Here is a 19,564-nt window from a genome sequence, read left to right as displayed (position 1 = left end):
ATGAACAAATCAATCAATATTCAAGATACTTTCCTAAACCAACTTCGCAAAGACAGTATACCGGTCACGGTTTTTTTGATGAATGGATTCCAAATTCGGGGCGTTATTAAAGCATTCGATAACTTTACAATCATTATTGACAGCGAAGGCCGTCAACAAATGGTTTATAAGCATGCGATATCGACGTTCACCCCGCAGCGCAACGTATCGCTCATGCAGCAGGATCAAAGCGGCTCGGACGCTTAAGACTCGGCAGTATGTGAAACTTTCTTATTAGGTGTCACGTTTAATTAGATAGCGGCATGCAAGAGCAACCCGCTCGAAGCTGGGTTGCTCTTTTCATTTCGTGGGAAGCATAAAAAACAGAGACAGCATACGGATGGCAGGAGGGGAATCAGCAATGGCTGAACAACCACGAAGAAAAACGGCAACGAAAAAAGGGAAAAAGAAAAAAATATCAGGTCGCAAATTGTTTTTTGGATTATTTTTTACAGTCGTAATCGCAATCGTTTGCGGGATTATTGGGTATTTGTTCATTATTTTGAACGGCGAACGTTTGTTGGAGGAAAATGGAAGCAAGCTCGATTTCGGTGAAGCTTCCATCATTTATGATCAGAACGACAAAGAGATTGCAAGGCTGTACGATCCGGTGCAGACTCGCGACGTAGCGGAATTCTCGGAAATTCCTGAGTTATTGTTTGATGCAGTTGTAGCGACGGAGGATCAGCGCTTCTTCGAGCATTCCGGTATCGACTTCTTCGCGATCGGACGGGCCGTTGTGAAGGACGTCATCGCTCGCAGCGCTGTAGAAGGCGGCAGTACGATTACGCAGCAGCTTGCCAAAAACGTGTTCCTGAGCGCGGACAAAACGTTTTTCCGTAAAGCGACGGAAGCATCGATCGCGGTTGCCCTTGAGCAGCAAATGTCCAAACAGGAAATTTTGACGATGTATTTGAACCGAATCTTCTTCGGCGGAAGGATATACGGAGTCAAGCGTGCTTCGGAATATTACTTTGATAAGGATGTTAAAGACTTGGAGCTTTGGGAGGCTGCAACGCTTGCAGCGATGCCGAAGGCGCCTAACAGTTACAATCCGATCAAGCATCCAATCAATTCGAAGGAGCGCAGAGCCGTCGTTCTTAAGCTGATGTACGATCAGAAGTATATTACGCTGGATCAGATGGAGGAGGCGAAAGCCGTCGACTACGTGCCTCCTAAGAAGGTCGAACAAGACAATCAGGACGTTTATCAGGCTTATGTCGATTACGTTGTTGAAGAAGCGATGGAGAAAACGAAGCTGTCGGAGGAAGAACTTCGGATTGGCGGCTATCAAATCTATACGTCTCTTAACCAGCAAGCGCAGAAGTCCGTTGACAAGGCTTTCAACAACGACGACAACTTTGAGCAAAGTTCCGATGAACAGATCTCCCAAGCGGCGATGATCATTATGGATCATCGCGACGGCACGATTCAGGCGATGGCCGGCGGACGCGACTATGTGATCAAGGGAACGAACCGCGTCGTAGCGAAACGCCAAAGCGGATCGACGATCAAGCCGATCTCGGTCTATGGACCAGCGATAGCAACTGGCAAGTATTTCCCGTGGACAGAGCTTAAGAATGACAAGAAATGTTTCGGCAGCAATTATTGTCCGAGAGACAAGTGGGGGCCTGTTCCTGTGACGATGAAGCAGGCGATGAAGGACTCCCGCAACCTGGCTGCTGTATGGACACTGAACGAGATTGGCGTAAAGCGCGGCATTTCTTATGCGGAGAAGTTCGGGCTTGAAGTGACGAAAGACAATAACAATCTTGCCATTGCGCTTGGAACGATTGAAGCCACGCCGCTTCAGATGGCAACCGCATATAGCGTATTTGCCAATGGCGGCAAGTCTGTCGATCCCCATACGATTCGGAAGATCGAAGGCGGCAAACAAGCTAATTACACGTATAAAGCTCCTGCTGTCAAGCAATTGATTTCCGAACAGGAAGCATGGTATATGACCGAAATGCTGCAAGCCGTTGTTGAGAAAGGCGGCTCCGGGGTGAAAGCGAACTTCGGACGGGCGCTTGCAGGCAAGACAGGAACGACGCAACACGGTATTCCGGCAAGCGAAGGCTATAAGGGTAACGGTATACGCGACGCTTGGTTCGTCGGCTATACACCGGAGTGGACAGCGGCGGTATGGATGGGATACGATAAAACAAATGCGACGCATGTCTTGGAGAAGGGAAGCCCGCAGGCAGCTGCTTTCTTCGCTAAGGTGATGGAACCGGCAATGAAAGGCATGTCCAGCTCCAGCTTCAATCAACCGGGAGGCGTGAAGGACGAGAAGCCGCCAGTGGGTATTCAGAACTTCAACGCGGTTTACTTGCCGGAAGAAGCCAAGGTTTATCTTACTTGGGATCAGCCAGAGGAAGAGGGCATGACGTACAAGGTGTACCGCAAGGAAGCTTCAGAAGCGGAGTTTATCCATTTCGTTGATTCGATAAATACGAGTGTCGACGATATGAGCGTTTTCCCGGGCATGACGTACGAGTATTACGTGACGTCGTACGATGCCGAATCGGATCAGGAAGGTACGCCATCGGCTAAAGTATCGGTAGCCATTCCTGAAACGGAAATCGAAATTCCGGATATTCCGATGGAGCCAACGCCAAGCGATGATATCGATCCAGGCGATGGAACTAACGGCGGCAACGGTGATGGCAACGGCAACGGTGACGGCGGCACGAACTTGCCAGGAGAACCAACACAACAGCCAGGCAATCCGGATGAAGGAACCGGTGAGCCTACCCCTACCCCAGATTCAGGTGACGGCGGTCAGAATGGCGGCCAAGGTAATAGCAATACGCTTGGAAATACAGGGGAGGACGGGAATACGGCAGAAACGGGTGGGTTGTAATGAGGATAGGATTGAAAGCCAGCTTTGCCGGTTTGATTGTTTTGCTTGCCGCAGCTCTGACATTGTCAGGCTGCGGTGGGAAATCGAACGGCAAGGATGGCGACCATGCACAGAAGACGATGAGCTGGGACAAGATGCCTGAGATGTCCATCGATCTCAATAAAGAGTACTCAGCTACATTCGTAACAAGCAAAGGCGAGTTTACTGTTAAGCTTTTCGCGAACGAAGCGCCTGTAACGGTTAATAATTTTATTTTTTTAGCCAAAGAACAGTTCTACGACGGACTTAGCTTTCATCGCATTATTGAATCCTACATGATCTTGGCCGGCGATCCGAAAGGTGACGGTACGGGAACGCCGGGCTACACCATTCCCGATGAGCTGGACACGGATTTGAATTACGAGCCTGGTGTGCTTGCAATGATGAATGCCAGTGCTCCTAACACCGGGGGCAGTCAATTTTTTATTTGTACGGGCGATGACGCCGCTAACTTGAACAAAGCACCGAACTATTCCATCTTTGGCAAGGTTGAGAGCGGGATGGATATCGTACAAGCCATTGCGAAGGCGCCTGTCAAGGATAACAAACCGGTCGAAACGATACTCATTGAATCGATCACCATTCAAGAATCATAGCAGTTTGCGGAATCGTCGTCCTTTGCGGACGGCGATTTTCGTTTTTTAAATTGAAAGCTTGGTTTATTTTCATAGTCTGCTGGAGAAGAGCGTTAAGATATGGTAATCTTTTTTTATAGTGTAAATTCATTGTTGATGGTCGTATGGTGCGCGTAAGATGGATCATGAGAAAAGAGGAGCATTCGCATTCATTTGCGGGCTTTTCCCAAATGAACGGAAAGGTACGTTCCGCATGAAGAGAAAATTTTCTGACCGGGCCAACTGGAGGCGCATTTTGCGCAAGAGCTATTCATGCCTAGCGCTGGATGGCGATGAGTTCAAGGGCCTCGTAACGTTTTACCGCATACACGAGCTGCGCGAGCCGTTGTGGAAAGAGTATAACGGACGTCGTTATTGCTTAGCCGATCGCGGGTATTTGTGGATGCAGCACTTTCCCAAGGGCGAACATTTCGTCGTAACGACGATGTTCGATGATAAGGGCCGAGTCGTGCAATGGTATATCGACGTATGCAAGACGCAAGGATTGACCGATCAACAAGTACCGTGGTTCGATGACCTCTATTTGGACGTCGTTGTCCTGCCAAGCGGAGAGGTTTTCCTCATGGATGAGGATGAGCTGGAGGACGCACATAAATCCGGCGATGTGAACAACAAGGATGTTGCGCTTGCGCGCAAGACGGCAGGACGATTGCTGTCGAGCATCCGCAACGGCAGGTTCCGGTATTTCACGCTGAGCCTCAAGCATCGGAAGAGCTTGATGGAGCGTGCCGGAGAGCTAAGTGAATCATGAAGGCAGCTGCACAGAAGAAGAGCAGACCACGCAAACGAACGAACAAGTTTCGGCCGTGGCTGCTCTTGTTTCGTTTGTCCGCGTGGCTGTTAGTCGCTTTGGTTCTATGGTGTGGTTATTTATTGTGGTTAATAAATAACCACGTTAACGATAACTTGGCAGAAGCAGATGCCGGTATTGTGCTAGGCGCTGCGATGTGGGGGAATGCTCCGAGTCCTGCGCTTCGTGAAAGGCTCGAGTATGCTTATAGTCTGTATGAAGAGGGCAAGGTAGATTTTCTTATATTATCGGGCGGCCATGACGCGAACGGTGCTGTGAAGTCGGAGGCTGAGGGTATGCGCGACTATCTTTTGGCAAAAGGTATAACAAGCGACAAGCTGTTGCTAGAGGACAAGTCGCACAGTACGTATGAAAATTTGCGCAATAGCCAAGCTATTGCAAATGACCATAACTATTCCAGCTTCATCATTATTACGCATGATTATCATGCGGCCAGAGCGGCTTCAATCGCCAAACACTTGAAGTTCGCCGATGCGCAGGTTGCGGGTACGAAGTCTGAAGTGCTGAACCCGGTCTATAACGAATCGCGCGAAGTGCTCGCTTTTACGAAATGGAAGCTCGATTCGATACTGTTGCTGTTCGGATTTCGCTCACCTGATCCGATGCTGTAAATCTGCTAATATGCGCAGCCAAGCTAGAATAAGCTTGTAGTGCGGGCAGACGCTGCCATAAGGCGATGGCCGTTTCACCTTGCACTTGAAAGGATTGGTGATGCGACAGATGAACGGACATGTTGTAACGGGCACGAGCAGCGGATCTACTAGACCGTCTCGCCAAATTAACGTTGTACTTCGAGGTCAGGAGCCGGTACAAGGAGCTGCAGCAGCGCAAGTCTACGAGCCGGAGCCGCAGCTGGCGGTCAAGCCGTTGCCGAGCGTGGATCACTTTGCCGATATTCAAAAAGAGCTTGAACCTATGGTCGGTATGGATAACGTCAAATCGTTAGTATATGAGATATACGCGCTCCTATATGTGAGCAGAATGCGCTCTGAGGCGGGCTTATTCGGGGGCTCTCATGTGTACCATATGATTTTTAAAGGCAATCCCGGCACCGGCAAGACAACAATCGCCCGCATCGTGGCGAAACTGCTGCAAAAGATGGGCGTGCTGACCAAAGGTCATTTGATCGAGGTTGAGCGTGCCGACCTGGTAGGCGAATATATCGGCCATACGGCACAGAAGACGCGTGATCTCGTACGTAAGGCGATTGGCGGCGTTCTGTTTATCGATGAAGCATATAGTCTTGCGCGAGGCGGGGAGAAGGATTTTGGCAAGGAAGCGATTGATACGTTGGTGAAGGCGATGGAAGACCATCGGAATCAATTCGTTCTTATACTCGCCGGCTATCCGGCTGAGATCGAGAATTTCCTGTTAACGAATCCCGGCTTGCCGTCACGCTTTCCGATCCAGATCGAGTTTCCCGACTATACGATCGATCAACTCGTTCAGATAGCCGAGATGATGGCTAAGGATCGGGATTATGTGATGCAGCCTCAGTCCATCTTCAAGCTCCGCCAGCATCTCATGCAAGAGAAGCTGAATGCCATGTTTTCGTTCAGCAACGCGAGATATGTGCGCAATACGATCGAGAAGGCGATTCGCTATCAGGCGGTGCGGCTTCTTAGTCAATATGCCAACTCTATTCCCGGCAAGCAGGAATTAATGACCATACGTCCAGAGGATCTGAGATGGGAGTCGAAAGCGTAAGCGACGTTCCCAAGAGGAGCATAATATGAGCGAAAAAACCTATGATACGAACACCGGCTTGCATGAAAAAGCGATCCTAATTACGCTCGTCACCTCAGAAGGCAAACGATCCGGCGGTGATCCGGAGCATTCCTTGCAGGAGCTCATTCAATTGGCGGAGACAGCTGGCGTAGAAGTGCTGACGACGGTTAAACAAAATAAAGATAGTGCCGATTCACGATGGTTTATCGGCAAAGGCAAAGTGCAAGAGGTTAAGGCGGCCGCTGAAGAGCTTGGCGCCACTACCGCGATCTTCGACCAAGAGCTGTCCGGCGCTCAGGTGCGCAATCTCGAAGAGTCGCTCGACCTCAAGATCGTAGACCGTACGCAGCTTATTCTTGATATTTTTGCCGGACGGGCGAAGACCAGAGAGGGCATCATTCAAGTGGAGCTGGCGCAGCTCAGCTATTTGTTGCCTCGTTTATCCGGCCATGGCCGTAATTTGTCGAGACTAGGCGGGGGCATTGGCACGCGTGGACCAGGTGAATCGAAGCTGGAGATGGACCGCCGGCATATTCGGGGGCGAATCGCAGATCTGAAAGCGCAGCTGGAGGAGGTCGTGCGCCATCGAAAGCTGCACCGCGAGCGTCGCAAGAAGGCTGGAGTAACGCAAGTAGCGCTCGTTGGTTATACGAACGCAGGCAAGTCGACATTGTTGCGCGAGCTAACGAATGCGGATGTCTACGTGGAGAATCAGCTGTTCGCAACTCTCGATCCGACTTCGCGTATACTTGGTCTGCCAAATGGGCGAGAGGTTATATTGACCGACACGGTAGGTTTTATACAAAATTTGCCGCATGATCTTGTTGCTGCGTTCCGTGCTACACTGGAGGAGGTCAATGAAGCCGATCTCGTCCTGCATGTTATCGACAGCAGCTCGCCTATGCGGGAAGAGCAGATTACTGTCGTAGATCGTATTCTGGAGGAGCTGGGCTCTGCTGGCAAACCGCAGATTAGATTGTATAACAAAAGGGATTTATTTCTTGCAGATAATAACAATATTATTCATGCTCTACCGCGTACATCCGGCGATAATATTGTAATAAGCGCCTATGAGGCAGATGATCTCGCGCTGCTGCGGCAGGCTATCCAAGATAAACTGACGGGCGATACGCTAGTCTTCGTATTACCGGCTGAGCGAGGGGATTTGATTGCTCTTGCTTACCGCAGCGGCGAGGTTGTGGATAAGCAGGTTGGGGAAGACAGCTTAAGTCTGACGGTTCAAGTAAGCAGACAGCAATACTCGCTTCACGGACAGCCGTTGAAGGCGTATGTGAAATAACGAAAATTTGGTTGCAAGCGGAAGAGGAGAAGATAGCGGTGGTTCAAGAGCATCAGGATGAACAAAAAGTTTGGAAGCAGCTTGAAGAGCTTGCGGAGGCGGCGGAGCTTAGCGCGAATTCCGCCTTTCGCCGAATCGAGCGAATAGCAGAGCAAAATCAGTGGAAAGTTATTCAAGTCTTCCAGCGCCATAAAGTGAGCGATTTTCATTTTAACGGTTCTACCGGATATGGCTATAACGATCGCGGCAGGGAAGTGCTGGATCTTGTCTACGCCGATGTGCTGGGCGCTGAAGCTGCGCTTGTACGACCTCACTTTGTATCGGGCACGCACACGATAAGCTGTGCCTTATTCGGAGTGCTTCGGCCTGGCGATGAGTTGCTGTACGTTACAGGCAAGCCATATGATACGCTTCACAAAGTCATTGGCAAGCCGGGTGACGGCAAGGGCTCGCTGCAGGATTGGGGAGTTATCTATAATGAGGTGGCGCTGCTAGAAGATGGCGGCCTGAATTGGCCGGCGATTGAAGCATCGATTAATCCCGAGACGAAAGTAATCGGTATTCAGCGCTCGCGCGGATATAGCTGGCGAGCTTCTTTTACGGTGTCCGAAATAGGGGATATCGTTAGCCGAGTAAAGGCGATTAGGAGCGACCTGCTCGTATTTGTCGATAACTGCTATGGCGAATTTACCGAGCTGCTGGAACCGACCCAAGTAGGCGTTGATTTGATGGCAGGCTCGCTAATCAAAAATCCCGGCGGAGGGCTTGCCGAGACCGGCGGATATATTGCGGGTACGGCAGCAGCCGTAGAAGCTGCTTCATTCCGGTTAACTGCCCCGGGTATTGGAGGCGAAGTCGGAGCAACATTAAGCACGCTGCGGCCAATGTATCAAGGTTTATTCCTTGCGCCACATTTGGTCGGACAAGCTGTGAAGGGCAGTGTTCTTGCGGCAGCTTTATTCGAACAACTAGGCTTCGAGACGAAACCTCGCTGGGACGAACCGCGCACCGATCTGATCCAAGCGGTTCGATTCGGACAAGCCGAGCATTTGATCTCATTCGTTCAGGGTATTCAACAAGCAGCGGCAGTTGACTCGCATGTCGTACCAGAGCCGTGGGACATGCCGGGCTATGAGAATGCCGTCATCATGGCGGCCGGTACGTTCATTCAAGGCGGCAGTTTGGAGTTATCCGCAGACGCTCCGATACGTGATCCGTATATTGCCTACATGCAGGGGGGACTTACTTATGCCCATGCCAAATACGGCGTTTTAACCGCATTGAAACAGCTTGTTTCGAAAGGGTTAATTGTGATTAAACCTTACATAACTTGACACGTTTCGGGTGCAACGTTAAAATGAACATATAAAAGAGCGACTGGAAGGTTGATGCGACATGGCTGATGATATTCGCAGAAATATGGCATTATTTCCGATTGGCATCGTAATGAAGCTTACGGATTTAACGGCCCGCCAAATCCGCTATTACGAGCAGCATGAACTGATCGTGCCTGCAAGAACAGCAGGGAATCAACGATTGTTTTCATTTAATGACGTTGAGAGGCTACTAGAAATTAAATCATTGATTGAGAAGGGCGTTAACATCGCCGGCATTAAGCAAGTCATGAATCCGGTTTCAAAGGAATCGGACGATGCGACAATCGTAAGCGAGCAATCCGAGGTCAAGCGGCGCGAGCTTTCGGATGCGCAGCTTCACCGTATGCTCAAGCAGCAGTTGCTTGAGAAGAGACCGGGCGGTCAAGCGTCATTGATCCAAGGACAACTGACTCGCTTCTTAAACAAGCGATAGTCTTGCTACAATAACAAGCATACTGAAACGCAAACAAAGGAGATGATAGTGTGGGTTACACTAAAGAGGACATCAAAGCAATTGCCAAAGAACAGAATGTACGTTTCATCCGTTTGCAATTTACCGATTTGCTTGGAACGATCAAGAATGTCGAAATTCCGGTAAGCCAGCTTGAGAAAGCGCTCGATAATAAAATGATGTTCGATGGATCTTCCATTGAAGGTTATGTTCGTATTGAGGAATCTGACATGTATCTTTACCCAGATCTGGACACATGGGTTATTTTCCCATGGGTAACACAAGACCGTGTTGCGCGTCTGATTTGTGATATTTATATGCCTGACGGCACGCCGTTCGCAGGCGACCCGCGCGGTATTTTGAAGCGTGCGCTTAAAGAAGCTGAAGAAATGGGCTATACAGCAATGAATGTTGGTCCTGAACCGGAATTTTTCTTATTCAAAACCGATGAAAAAGGCGAGCCTACAACGGAATTGAACGACCAGGGCGGTTATTTCGATCTTGCGCCAATGGATATGGGCGAGAACTGCCGTCGTGAAATCGTATTGACGCTTGAAGAGATGGGCTTCGAAATCGAAGCTTCTCACCATGAGGTTGCTCCAGGGCAACATGAGATCGACTTCAAATACGCGGATGCGATTCGCGCAGCGGATCAAATCCAAACGTTCAAACTCGTCGTTAAGACGATTGCACGCGAGCATGGTCTTCATGCATCCTTTATGCCAAAACCGTTGTTCGGCGTTAACGGTTCCGGCATGCACTGTCACCAATCGTTGTTCCAAGGGAATACGAACGTATTTTATGACGAGAAGGACAAGCTTGGTCTAAGCGCGACTGCTCGTTATTATATGGCAGGCGTCCTGCAGCATGCACGTGCAATGGCTGCGATTACGAACCCAACAGTTAACTCGTACAAGCGTCTCGTACCGGGCTATGAAGCGCCGGTATACGTAGCATGGTCAGCGAGCAACCGTTCGCCAATGATCCGTATTCCGGCTTCGCGCGGTCTCAGCACGCGCGTTGAAGTACGTAACCCAGATCCTGCGGCTAACCCTTACCTCGTACTTGCGGTAATGCTGAAAGCGGGCCTTGACGGTATTAACAACAGAACGGAGCTTCCTCCTCCGACAGACCGCAACATCTACATTATGACAGAGGAAGAGCGTCTGGACGCAGGTATACCGAGCTTGCCAGGCGATTTGAAGGAAGCGCTTGACGAAATGCTTCGCAGCGATGTCGTATGCGACGCGCTAGGCGAGCACGCGCTTGCTCACTTCTACGAGCTTAAAGAGATCGAGTGGGACATGTACCGTACGCAAGTTCACCAATGGGAACGCGATCAGTACTTGACGCTTTATTAATCAATAGGATCAACTAAAACCCGCTATGGCTTCTGCGAAGGCAGAGATCTTAGCGGGTTTTTCTGTCATAATTTTGGGTCTATATAAAGATGAGTTTAGAATTATTAATTGGATTTCCGAGACTGTCGATTAACTGTTAACCAATTTAGATTTGATATCAATTTATATGATTTTACACACAAGACCAGTAAAACAAGACGTAAAGTGACAAAACTTATACGATTTATCACACAAAAGAGGTTAATTCATCCACGCAGCCGATGGTATTGTACGATATTTCGATTAAAACCCTTGTTTTGGTCTATCTGTAAGGTTGGTTTATACGATAAATCGTATTTAATATCAGTAAAGCAATATAAAGAAGAGGAGGAACGATGCGCTTGGCTGTCGTTCTTCCTCTTCTTGTTGGTGGCTCAATGATTAGTGTATATCTCTGAACAATCCAATGACTTTACCGAGAATCGTCACGTTCTGGAGTAGGATCGGCTGCATGGAGGAGTTCTCCGGTTGGAGACGTATGTAGTTCTTCTCCTTGTAGAACGTCTTAACGGTAGCTTCGTCATCCTCATTCATAGCAACGACGATATCGCCATTGTTGGCTGTACGCTGCTGGCGAACGATGACGTAGTCTCCGTCGTGAATACCGGCTTCGATCATGCTCTCTCCTTCAACGTTCAGGATGAAGACGCTGCTGTCACCAACAAAATGCGATGGAAGAGGGAAGTAGTCCTCAATATTCTCAGTAGCTGTAATCGGCACGCCGGCTGTTACTTTACCGACGATTGGCACTTTAGCGACGGCAAGCGGGATAATACCGTCCACGCCTTCCGTATCCAAAATTTCAATAGCGCGCGGTTTGGTAGGGTCGCGGCGGATAAGGCCCTTCTTCTCTAAACGGTCGAGGTGACCGTGTACAGTCGAGCTGGATAATAATCCGACGGCTTCGCCGATTTCCCTGACGGAAGGCGGGTAGCCTTTCTCCCGGACCTCATTCTTAATGAAATCAAGAATAGATTGTTGTCGGCTGGAAATCTTCGACACTGCGATCACTCCATTAGTATGTTTGTACAAAAGTATAGCACAGAACCCGGGTTCGCACAAACATAAGTTCTTAAGCACAAAGGTTCGTATTTTTGTGTTGACTACAAACGTTTGTTCGTGTTATTCTCAGAACAGAACAAACGTTTGGGGTGCTGAGAGATGATGATGAGTCCAAGTTTTTACAGAACAATACATACGCAACCAGAGATGAAGGTTAGTCCTATATATAAGCGATATGCGGTTGCACTGAGACGACATGCACTTAAGCTGATCGTATGCGCAATGCTGTTCGTACTTTTGTTTACGAGCTTTCTATTGATCGGTACGAAGGCATCCGGCAGCAAGAACGCTGTTGCTGCGGTCAACGAGGAGCTTGTGACCGTATTTACAGGCGATACATTGTGGGGGATCGCTAATCGTTTTGCCAGTGAGAAGGAAGATATTCGATACGTCATCTATTTGATTAAGGAGCGTAATGGGCTAGAGTCGACGGACCTGTATCCGGGGCAGAAGCTTGTTATTCCTTCTATATAATGTACTTGTAAGCAGAGAGCATCTGAACCGGGGACGGTTTGATGCTCTATTTTTCGTTATTTCAGCTTCTCTTTTTGCGTACATGATGCAAGTGCCGCCTTGACAATTACGCTCTGAAAATGTCAAAGTAAAGGATAGAACATTTACAGCATGAGGGGAGTATATCGTTAAATATGGATATGGATAAGTTAATAGCGCGGATCAACGAGCTTTCTCGGAAAAATAAAACGGTAGGCTTGACCGACGAGGAAACGACCGAACGTGATGAGCTTCGCCGGCAGTATTTGAACAACTTTAAGAGCAACTTCAGACAGCAGCTCGATACGATTAAGTATGTTGAGGACGAGGACCAGGATAACGTTAAGCATTAAGCGTCTGGGATTATCCCTTGGGCGCCTCTCGGTGGCGGCTTCCTAACAGGACGATACAATCGCGACATTCCGACGGAGGGTCGTCTGACCTCGAATGTTGGCGAGAGGGCACGGGTGAACCGTGAATTCCTTAGCGCACTTCGAGGGAAATATGGGCACGGTGAACTGAGAGATGCCTGTCGATATTTGGGACAAGTTGAATGAAATTAGCGCATTGCCTGACGATTATCCGAACCGAACCGGTTATTACAAAGTTCCAGCGTCCGCTAGGATAATTGAGATTGTTCGCATAATAGACAGGCTTGCGGATGTAGGCCGAAGTAGGAGGAATAAGTTTGTCACGTTCTTGGGAGCGCAAGGTGCGCAAAAACATGAGTCAAGTTAACAAACAACGCAAAAAACATGGTGAAGGCTCGATCGTACTAAACGGCGAGAAAGCGGTTAAAATCGTCGGCCGCAATTATATTGCGCCGATTCTTCTTCTGCTGTTCATCGGCTTGTATGTTATTCTGATCCAAAGCCAGAAGGACTATCAGATCGATACGATGTTTTATGTAACCATTGCATGTTATGTCGTACTAGCAGGTCTGTTCTTCTTAAGACGTCCTTATATCCAAATTGGTAAGGACTATGTACAGACGCGTCGAATGATGGGGGACAAGCGTCTGACGGCTTCTTCCATTAAAGGCATTAGCACGCAGCCTGGTTATGTTGTCATTGAGCCGCAAAAAGGCGGTAATTGGGTTTTCTCGCGTTTGATTAACCGTTACCCTACAGATGAAATTAATGAGAAGCTTAAATTGTTCGCGCAAGCGAACGGTATTTCATTTCAGCAAAAATAAAGGCATGGGAGAGTAATGATTATTATGGCAAAGCAAGCTGTATTATTTGACTTAGACGACACTTTACTGTGGGATGACCGCAGTGTGAAAGAAGCATTCGAAGCAACCTGCCAGGCAGCTGCTGACCTAACTGGCGTAGACGTTATTGCACTTGAAGAATCGGTTCGCCGCGAAGCGCGGGCGCTGTACGAATCTTATGAGACGTTCCCATTCACGAAGATGATTGGCATCAATCCATTCGAAGGCTTGTGGGCGAACTTCCGTGAGGGAGAGCAAGAGGAATTCCGCAAGCTGGAAAGTCTTGCGCCAGGCTATCGCAGAGAAGCATGGACGAAGGGGCTGCTAGCGCTTGGTATAGATGATCCTAAGCTTGGCGCTGAGCTAGCTGAGAAATTCCCTGCTGAACGCCGGTCGCGTCCGATCGTTTACGACGAGACTTTCCGCGTACTGGATACACTTAAAGGGAAGTACAAGCTGCTGCTGTTAACGAACGGCTCGCCGGATTTGCAACGCGAGAAGCTGGCTGGGGTTCCTCAGCTCGTTCCTTATTTCGATCATATTATTATTTCGGGCGAGTTCGGTGAAGGCAAGCCGGCCGCATCGATCTTCAAGCATGCCCTTGAGCGTCTTGGCATCGAGCCGGAGCATGGCATCATGGTCGGCGATAAACTTACGACCGATATTCTTGGAGCCAATACGATTGGCATGACATCCGTATGGATTAATCGCCACGATATGGTTCGGAATGACGATATTATTCCTACTTGTGAAATTAAGCATCTGGAAGAGCTGCTGCAAATTCTGGAGCAATAATAGAATAAAAAAAAAATAAGCCCCTCGGCTACGGCAAAGCTGCAGCATGAGGGGCTTGCATTATTGAATTCGAGTCGTTACGCTTTGTCCGTTTCGAATACCGGATCAGCGAATGGATGAGCGATCCAGCCTTCTGTTTCGATGAACAAACGAACAGCGACGATTTGGCGGTTATCCATTAGCGTGAAGAAATGCGGCTTGTATTCCGGTACGGAAATGACATCGCCTGCTTCAAGCTCAACATCAAAGTAACCAACATCGTCAGTGCCTTTGATGATGAAGATGCCTTTGCCAGCTGTAATAGCGCGAACTTCATCTTCGGTATGTGTATGGACGTTCTCGAATTTCTTGAGAAGCTCATCCAGATTAGGCGTTGCTTCGGACAATGTAATGATGTCCCAAGTTTTGTAGCCGCGGCGTTCAGCGAGATCTTTAATTTCCTCAGCATAAGTAGCAAGCACTTGCTGCTTCTCTTCATCAGAAAGAATGAATTTTTCTTGCAGCTCGGGAGCAAGCTTGCTTGTATTCCAATGTTCATATAGAACTTCCTGTTGTTCTAGAAATGCACGGACGTTCTCTTCGCCGGAGATACGTTGTTCGGTATTGCGAATTCTAATTTCAGCCATGATCATTCCCTCTTTTCCAATAGAAATTAAATGATATAATAATTATAAAACAAATGATGACGGATGTCGATGGATTTGCTTTTCAGTCCTAAGCGATTCTGATAAACTAATTGTTAATGATTTTGGGAAGGGTGTACGAATTGTCTAAACCAACCATACAACAAATGCTGCAAGAGCGCATACTTATTTTGGATGGCGCTATGGGTACAATGATTCAACAAGCAGACCTGAATGAAAATGATTTTGGCGGTCCAGAGCTTGATGGCTGTAACGAAATGCTCGTTCTAACTCGTCCGGATGTAATTCAGTTGATTCACGAGCAATACCTCGAGGCCGGAGCAGACATTCTGGAGACGAATACGTTCGGCGCGACTAGCGTTGTGCTTGCCGATTACGATATACCGGAGAAAGCTAGAGAAATCAACCTCGCTGCGGCTAAGCTTGCGCGTGATGCGGCAGACAAGTATAGTACGCCCGACAAGCCGCGTTATGTTGCAGGAGCGCTCGGACCAACGACGAAGACGCTTTCCGTAACAGGTGGCGTTACGTTCGATGAACTGGTAGAGAGCTATTACGAGCAAGCGATAGCGCTAATTGAAGGACAGGTTGATGCCCTGCTTCTAGAAACATCACAGGATACGCTTAACGTGAAGGCTGGCAGTATCGGCATTCGCAATGCGTTCGATGCACTTGGCGTTGAGCTGCCAATTATGATCTCGGGTACGATCGAACCAATGGGCACGACGCTCGCTGGTCAAACGATCGAATCATTCTATATTTCCTTGGAGCACTTGAAGCCAATCTCGATTGGCTTAAACTGTGCGACTGGACCTGAATTTATGCGTGACCATCTCCGTACGCTGAGTGAAATTGCGAATGCTGCAATTAGCTGTTATCCGAATGCAGGATTACCGGATGAGAATGGCCATTATCATGAATCGCCGGAATCGCTTGCTAAGAAGATGTCGGCATTTGCTGAACAAGGCTGGCTTAATATTGCTGGCGGCTGCTGCGGCACGACGCCTGCGCATATTCGCGCTTTGACGGAGACGATGGCAAGCTATACGCCGCGTTTGAAGATGGGCGAGCACCCGGATGCGGTATCAGGTATCGACACCGTATTCATCGAAGCGGATAACCGCCCGATTATGATCGGCGAGCGTACGAATATTTCCGGTTCGCGTAAGTTCAAACGGCTTCTTAAGGAAGAGAAGTTCGACGAAGCTTCCGAAATTGCAAGAGCGCAAGTAAAAGGCGGAGCGCATGTTATTGATATTAACTTGCAGGATACGGATATTGATGAGACTTATGCCGTCCATCAGTTTTTGCCGCAGGTCGTCAAGAAAATTAAAGCGCCGCTAATGCTCGATTCCACTTATGACCATATTATTGAGCTAGGATTAAAGTATTCTCAAGGCAAAGCCATTATCAACTCGATTAACTTAGAGGACGGCGAGTCCAAATTCGAGAAAATATTGCCGCTCATTCACCGTTACGGCGCTGCTGTCGTCATGATTCTTATCGATGAAAGAGGACAAGCTGTTTCGCGTGAAGCGAAGCTCGAAGTGGCGGATCGTTCGTATGATTTGCTTGTTAATAAATACGGCATGAACCCTGCTGATATTATTTTTGACCCGAACATGTTCCCGGTTGGCTCAGGCGATCCGCAATATATCGGCTCGGCTGTTGAAACGCTCGAAGGCATTCGCATGATCAAGCAAAAGTATCCACGGACAAAAACAATTCTTGGTCTAAGCAATATTTCTTTCGGCTTGCCAGACTCGGGTCGTGAAGTGCTGAACTCGGTTTACTTGTATCATGCGACTAAGGCAGGTCTTGACTATGCAATCGTGAATACGGAGAAGCTGGAACGTTATGCTTCTATTCCTGATGAAGAGCGCCGTTTAGCCGAAGAGCTGATCTACAATACGAATGATGAGACGTTGGCTTCTTTCGTAGCTGCTTTCCGCGACAAGAAGGTCGAGAAGAAGGAGAAAATATCGAATCTTTCCCTCGAAGAGCGTCTTGGCTCATACGTGATTGAGGGAACGAAGGAAGGTTTGATTCCTGACCTTGAATTAGCATTGCAGAAATATTCGGCAATGGAAGTTATCAATGGACCGCTCATGAGAGGGATGGAGGAAGTTGGCCGTCTGTTCAACAATAATGAGCTCATTGTGGCCGAGGTGCTTCAGAGCGCTGAAGTCATGAAGGCGTCCGTCAGCTACTTGGAGCAATTCATGGAGAAAAATGAATCGTCCGTGAAAGGCAAGATCATACTTGCAACGGTTAAGGGCGATGTTCATGATATCGGCAAAAACCTCGTTGAGATTATTTTATCAAATAACGGCTATAAAATAATAAATCTCGGCATTAAAGTACCGCCCGAACAGCTTATCGAAGCTTACCGAAATGAGAAAGTCGATGCTATCGGCTTATCCGGTCTTCTCGTAAAGTCGGCTCAGCAGATGGTCATCACAGCGCAAGATTTGCGCAATGCGGGCATCGATGCGCCGATTCTGGTCGGCGGCGCTGCGCTCACGCGTAAATTTACGAAAACAAGAATCGGTCCTGAATATGACGGACTTGTTCTCTATGCGAAGGATGCAATGGATGGACTCGATATTGCCAATAAGCTCATGGACCCTACGCATCGTACGCGTATGGAAGAGGAGATGGCTGCGTATAAAGCATCGGGCGGCGAAGTAGAAGAAGAGAAGAAAAAGATGCCTGAGCTTACGCGTGCGGTACGTTCCAAAATATCGCCGGATGCGCCGGTATTCGCACCGCCAGATCTTGAACGCCATGTATTGCGGGATGTACCAATTCCTCATGTAATTCCTTACGTGAATATGCAGATGCTGCTCGGTCATCACCTCGGCTTGAAAGGAAATGTCGACAATCTGCTTGCCGAAGGAAATGAGAAGGCTGTACAACTCAAGTCTACTGTTGACGAGATTTTACGCCGCGGCAGTGCTGAAGGAATCATTCGCACGCATGGCATGTATCGCTTCTTCCCTGCGCAATCGTCGGGCAACGATATTATTATTTATAATCCTGAGGATCAGACGCAAGAGATTAAGCGTTTCACATTCCCGCGTCAGCAGGTTGAACCGTTCCTTTGCTTGTCTGACTACTTGAAGTCGGTTGAGAGCGGCGTAATGGATTATGTAGGCTTCCTCGTCGTTACGGCTGGCGAAGGCATACGAGATCTTGCGAATGAGTGGAAGGATAACGGCGACTACTTGCGTTCCCATGCGTTGCAATCCGTAGCGCTTGAAGTAGCGGAAGGAATGGCTGAACGCGTCCATCATATGATGCGCGACATTTGCGGTTATCCGGATCCTGCAGAGATGACGATGAAGCAGCGCCACGGCGCACGCTATCAAGGTATCCGGGTATCGTTCGGTTATCCGGCTTGTCCGAATTTGGAGGATCAAGAGCCATTATTTGATCTTATGAAACCTGAGGACATCGGCGTACAACTGACGGAAGGCTTCATGATGGAGCCGGAAGCATCGGTATCTGCGATGGTATTCGCACATCCAGAGGCGCAATACTTCAATGTCGAGAAAGTATAAACGATATCTTTATAGATAGTAATGAAGCCCTGCAACGGTTCGATAACCGATCTGTCGGGCTTCATTCATAGGCATTAACGAATATACATGCTATGCAGCGAGGTGAATAGGCAGTGCACATATGGTTTCTTGGGACTGGCGCAGGCCGTCCTAACAAGCATCGTAATGTTAGCTCGATAGCGCTGCAGTTGCCTGAGCCGTGCTGTGATTGGTGGCTGTTCGATGCAGGTGAGGCAACACAGCATCAACTAATGAAGACGCCGCTTAAATTAAGCAAGCTGACTACGATCTTCGTAACGCATCTTCATGGCGATCATATTTATGGATTGCCAGGCTTGATAAGCACACGCTCGTTTGATGGAGGAATCACTCCGCTTCGTTTGATTGGGCCTCGCGGGTTAAGACGCTACATCGAGACGGTGTTCGAGATTAGCGGAACGACACTCGACTACGAGCTGCAATTTATAGAGCTGGATGAAGAGGACGGTCAGCTTGTCTTTGAAGATGAACGATTCACTGTTGTGGCATCTACGCTGATTCATCGTGTTCCATGCTTTGGTTATCGTATTGTCGAGCAAGATCAGCCAGGGAAGCTGCTCGTTGATAAACTTATGCAGCTAGGCGTTGCAGCCGGTCCGCAATATGGTTTGCTTAAGCAAGGACATGATATTACGCTGCAAAATGGGACGACTATTTACGCGAATGAAGTTACGGCGCCTGCTTTACCCGGTAGAATCGTAACTATACTCGGTGACACAACGCCATCTCCGAATGCTCTCGAGCTGTCAATAGGCGCTGATCTTCTCGTTCACGAGGCTACTTTCTCCGAAGGGATGGAGGAGAAGGCGCATTTATTCGGCCATAGCACTACGATTGAGGCTGCAAGTACGGCTTCCGAGGCAGGAGCTAGTATACTGGTTATGACTCATTTCAGCGGCCGCTATCACAATGAAGATTTGCCAAAGCTGGAAGAGGAAGCTAAGCGGTTGTTTGGTGGGCAAACTGTTGCTGCTACTGATCTTAAGTGCATAGAGATTAAGAGGCGGGAGTAGCCGCAGAAATCGCAGATGATGGAGCCCGTAATAAAAGACATATAGGCAGCTCGCCTGTATGTCTTTTTTTGTTGCGTATAGTTGCAAGCTCACTGCTT

Annotated in this window: 18 protein-coding genes; 16 read left to right on the top strand and 2 right to left on the bottom strand. The window is 48.5% G+C overall.

Annotated features, from left to right (window positions below; translation table 11 throughout):
* The 10 genes from hfq to glnA all read left to right on the top strand — a co-directional run bounded on the left by hfq (position 1) and on the right by glnA (position 10,606).
* On the top strand, positions 1–246 hold the full coding sequence (gene hfq / locus V8F51_RS16745; protein ID WP_307201349.1) for an RNA chaperone Hfq: 246 nt from the start codon (positions 1–3) through the stop codon (positions 244–246).
* Between the two features lie 154 nt (positions 247–400).
* The gene (locus V8F51_RS16740; RefSeq protein WP_337101431.1) at positions 401–2,905 is read left to right on the top strand and encodes a PBP1A family penicillin-binding protein; all 2,505 of its coding nucleotides are present in this window, start codon (positions 401–403) and stop codon (positions 2,903–2,905) included.
* The gene (locus V8F51_RS16735) at positions 2,905–3,540 is read left to right on the top strand and encodes a peptidylprolyl isomerase (protein ID WP_337101430.1); all 636 of its coding nucleotides are present in this window, start codon (positions 2,905–2,907) and stop codon (positions 3,538–3,540) included. The genes V8F51_RS16740 and V8F51_RS16735 overlap by 1 nt, the downstream gene beginning before the upstream one ends.
* 232 nt (positions 3,541–3,772) lie before the next feature.
* Positions 3,773–4,330 carry a DUF402 domain-containing protein gene (locus V8F51_RS16730; protein ID WP_337101429.1) on the top strand — a complete coding sequence of 186 codons (558 nt, stop codon included), beginning with the start codon at positions 3,773–3,775 and terminating at the stop codon, positions 4,328–4,330.
* Positions 4,327–5,001, top strand: a complete 675-nt coding sequence (locus V8F51_RS16725; protein ID WP_337101428.1) for a YdcF family protein — start codon at positions 4,327–4,329, stop codon at positions 4,999–5,001. The genes V8F51_RS16730 and V8F51_RS16725 overlap by 4 nt, the downstream gene beginning before the upstream one ends.
* A 109-nt stretch (positions 5,002–5,110) precedes the next feature.
* Positions 5,111–6,097, top strand: a complete 987-nt coding sequence (locus V8F51_RS16720) for an AAA family ATPase (RefSeq protein WP_337101427.1) — start codon at positions 5,111–5,113, stop codon at positions 6,095–6,097.
* A 25-nt stretch (positions 6,098–6,122) separates the two neighbouring features.
* The gene (hflX, locus tag V8F51_RS16715) at positions 6,123–7,418 is read left to right on the top strand and encodes a GTPase HflX (protein WP_337101426.1); all 1,296 of its coding nucleotides are present in this window, start codon (positions 6,123–6,125) and stop codon (positions 7,416–7,418) included.
* 38 nt (positions 7,419–7,456) lie between these two features.
* Positions 7,457–8,752, top strand: coding sequence for a methionine gamma-lyase family protein (locus V8F51_RS16710; RefSeq protein WP_337101425.1), 1,296 nt, complete (start codon positions 7,457–7,459; stop codon positions 8,750–8,752).
* A 61-nt stretch (positions 8,753–8,813) separates the two neighbouring features.
* Entirely contained in the window at positions 8,814–9,227 is a 414-nt protein-coding gene (locus V8F51_RS16705) for a MerR family transcriptional regulator (protein WP_337101424.1), read from the top strand.
* 50 nt (positions 9,228–9,277) lie between these two features.
* Positions 9,278–10,606 (top strand): type I glutamate--ammonia ligase, encoded by a 1,329-nt coding sequence (glnA, locus tag V8F51_RS16700; RefSeq protein ID WP_337101423.1) that lies wholly within the window; start codon positions 9,278–9,280, stop codon positions 10,604–10,606.
* Positions 10,607–11,026: 420 nt separating this feature from the next.
* Here glnA and lexA read toward each other — a convergent pair whose 3' ends face one another.
* Complete coding sequence (gene lexA / locus V8F51_RS16695; protein WP_307201327.1) at positions 11,027–11,647, bottom strand: transcriptional repressor LexA; 621 nt, start codon at positions 11,645–11,647, stop codon at positions 11,027–11,029.
* A 207-nt stretch (positions 11,648–11,854) separates the two neighbouring features.
* Between lexA and V8F51_RS16690 the strand changes: the two genes are divergently transcribed.
* From V8F51_RS16690 to V8F51_RS16675, 4 genes are all read left to right on the top strand, one after another.
* A complete protein-coding gene (locus V8F51_RS16690) occupies positions 11,855–12,181 on the top strand; it encodes a LysM peptidoglycan-binding domain-containing protein (RefSeq protein ID WP_337101422.1) in 327 nt (108 codons plus the stop codon).
* Positions 12,182–12,360: 179 nt separating this feature from the next.
* On the top strand, positions 12,361–12,552 hold the full coding sequence (locus tag V8F51_RS16685) for a DUF896 domain-containing protein (protein WP_442956444.1): 192 nt from the start codon (positions 12,361–12,363) through the stop codon (positions 12,550–12,552).
* A gap of 335 nt (positions 12,553–12,887) precedes the next feature.
* Positions 12,888–13,394, top strand: a complete 507-nt coding sequence (locus tag V8F51_RS16680; RefSeq protein ID WP_337101420.1) for a hypothetical protein — start codon at positions 12,888–12,890, stop codon at positions 13,392–13,394.
* Positions 13,395–13,418: 24 nt separating this feature from the next.
* Positions 13,419–14,207, top strand: coding sequence for an HAD family hydrolase (locus V8F51_RS16675; RefSeq protein ID WP_337101419.1), 789 nt, complete (start codon positions 13,419–13,421; stop codon positions 14,205–14,207).
* A gap of 77 nt (positions 14,208–14,284) precedes the next feature.
* On the opposite strand, the gene V8F51_RS16670 is transcribed toward V8F51_RS16675, so the two are convergent.
* Complete coding sequence (locus V8F51_RS16670) at positions 14,285–14,833, bottom strand: 1,2-dihydroxy-3-keto-5-methylthiopentene dioxygenase (protein ID WP_337101418.1); 549 nt, start codon at positions 14,831–14,833, stop codon at positions 14,285–14,287.
* Between the two features lie 116 nt (positions 14,834–14,949).
* Between V8F51_RS16670 and metH the strand changes: the two genes are divergently transcribed.
* Entirely contained in the window at positions 14,950–18,414 is a 3,465-nt protein-coding gene (metH, locus tag V8F51_RS16665) for a methionine synthase (protein WP_442956442.1), read from the top strand.
* Positions 18,415–18,527: 113 nt separating this feature from the next.
* Entirely contained in the window at positions 18,528–19,466 is a 939-nt protein-coding gene (gene rnz / locus V8F51_RS16660; protein ID WP_337101416.1) for a ribonuclease Z, read from the top strand.
* The last annotated feature ends 98 nt before the right edge of the window (positions 19,467–19,564 follow it).

The sequence above is a fragment of the Paenibacillus sp. YIM B09110 genome (assembly GCF_037167145.1).
In the GTDB taxonomy this organism is placed as follows: domain Bacteria; phylum Bacillota; class Bacilli; order Paenibacillales; family Paenibacillaceae; genus Pristimantibacillus.
The sequence above is the reverse complement of the archived record's forward strand: the minus strand, read 5'-3'. Positions and strand labels throughout refer to the sequence as shown.

Excerpts from the sequence above, each read along its gene's own strand:
- hfq (WP_307201349.1), top strand. The coding sequence starts at position 1 with ATGAACAAATCAATCAATATTCAAGATACTTTCCTAAACCAACTTCGC.
- V8F51_RS16740 (WP_337101431.1), top strand. The coding sequence starts at position 401 with ATGGCTGAACAACCACGAAGAAAAACGGCAACGAAAAAAGGGAAAAAG.
- V8F51_RS16735 (WP_337101430.1), top strand. The coding sequence starts at position 2,905 with ATGAGGATAGGATTGAAAGCCAGCTTTGCCGGTTTGATTGTTTTGCTT.
- V8F51_RS16730 (WP_337101429.1), top strand. The coding sequence starts at position 3,773 with ATGAAGAGAAAATTTTCTGACCGGGCCAACTGGAGGCGCATTTTGCGC.
- V8F51_RS16725 (WP_337101428.1), top strand. The coding sequence starts at position 4,327 with ATGAAGGCAGCTGCACAGAAGAAGAGCAGACCACGCAAACGAACGAAC.
- V8F51_RS16720 (WP_337101427.1), top strand. The coding sequence starts at position 5,111 with ATGAACGGACATGTTGTAACGGGCACGAGCAGCGGATCTACTAGACCG.
- hflX (WP_337101426.1), top strand. The coding sequence starts at position 6,123 with ATGAGCGAAAAAACCTATGATACGAACACCGGCTTGCATGAAAAAGCG.
- V8F51_RS16705 (WP_337101424.1), top strand. The coding sequence starts at position 8,814 with ATGGCTGATGATATTCGCAGAAATATGGCATTATTTCCGATTGGCATC.
- V8F51_RS16690 (WP_337101422.1), top strand. The coding sequence starts at position 11,855 with ATGAAGGTTAGTCCTATATATAAGCGATATGCGGTTGCACTGAGACGA.
- V8F51_RS16685 (WP_442956444.1), top strand. The coding sequence starts at position 12,361 with ATGGATAAGTTAATAGCGCGGATCAACGAGCTTTCTCGGAAAAATAAA.
- V8F51_RS16675 (WP_337101419.1), top strand. The coding sequence starts at position 13,419 with ATGGCAAAGCAAGCTGTATTATTTGACTTAGACGACACTTTACTGTGG.
- V8F51_RS16670 (WP_337101418.1), bottom strand. The coding sequence starts at position 14,833 with ATGGCTGAAATTAGAATTCGCAATACCGAACAACGTATCTCCGGCGAA.
- metH (WP_442956442.1), top strand. The coding sequence starts at position 14,950 with ATGATTTTGGGAAGGGTGTACGAATTGTCTAAACCAACCATACAACAA.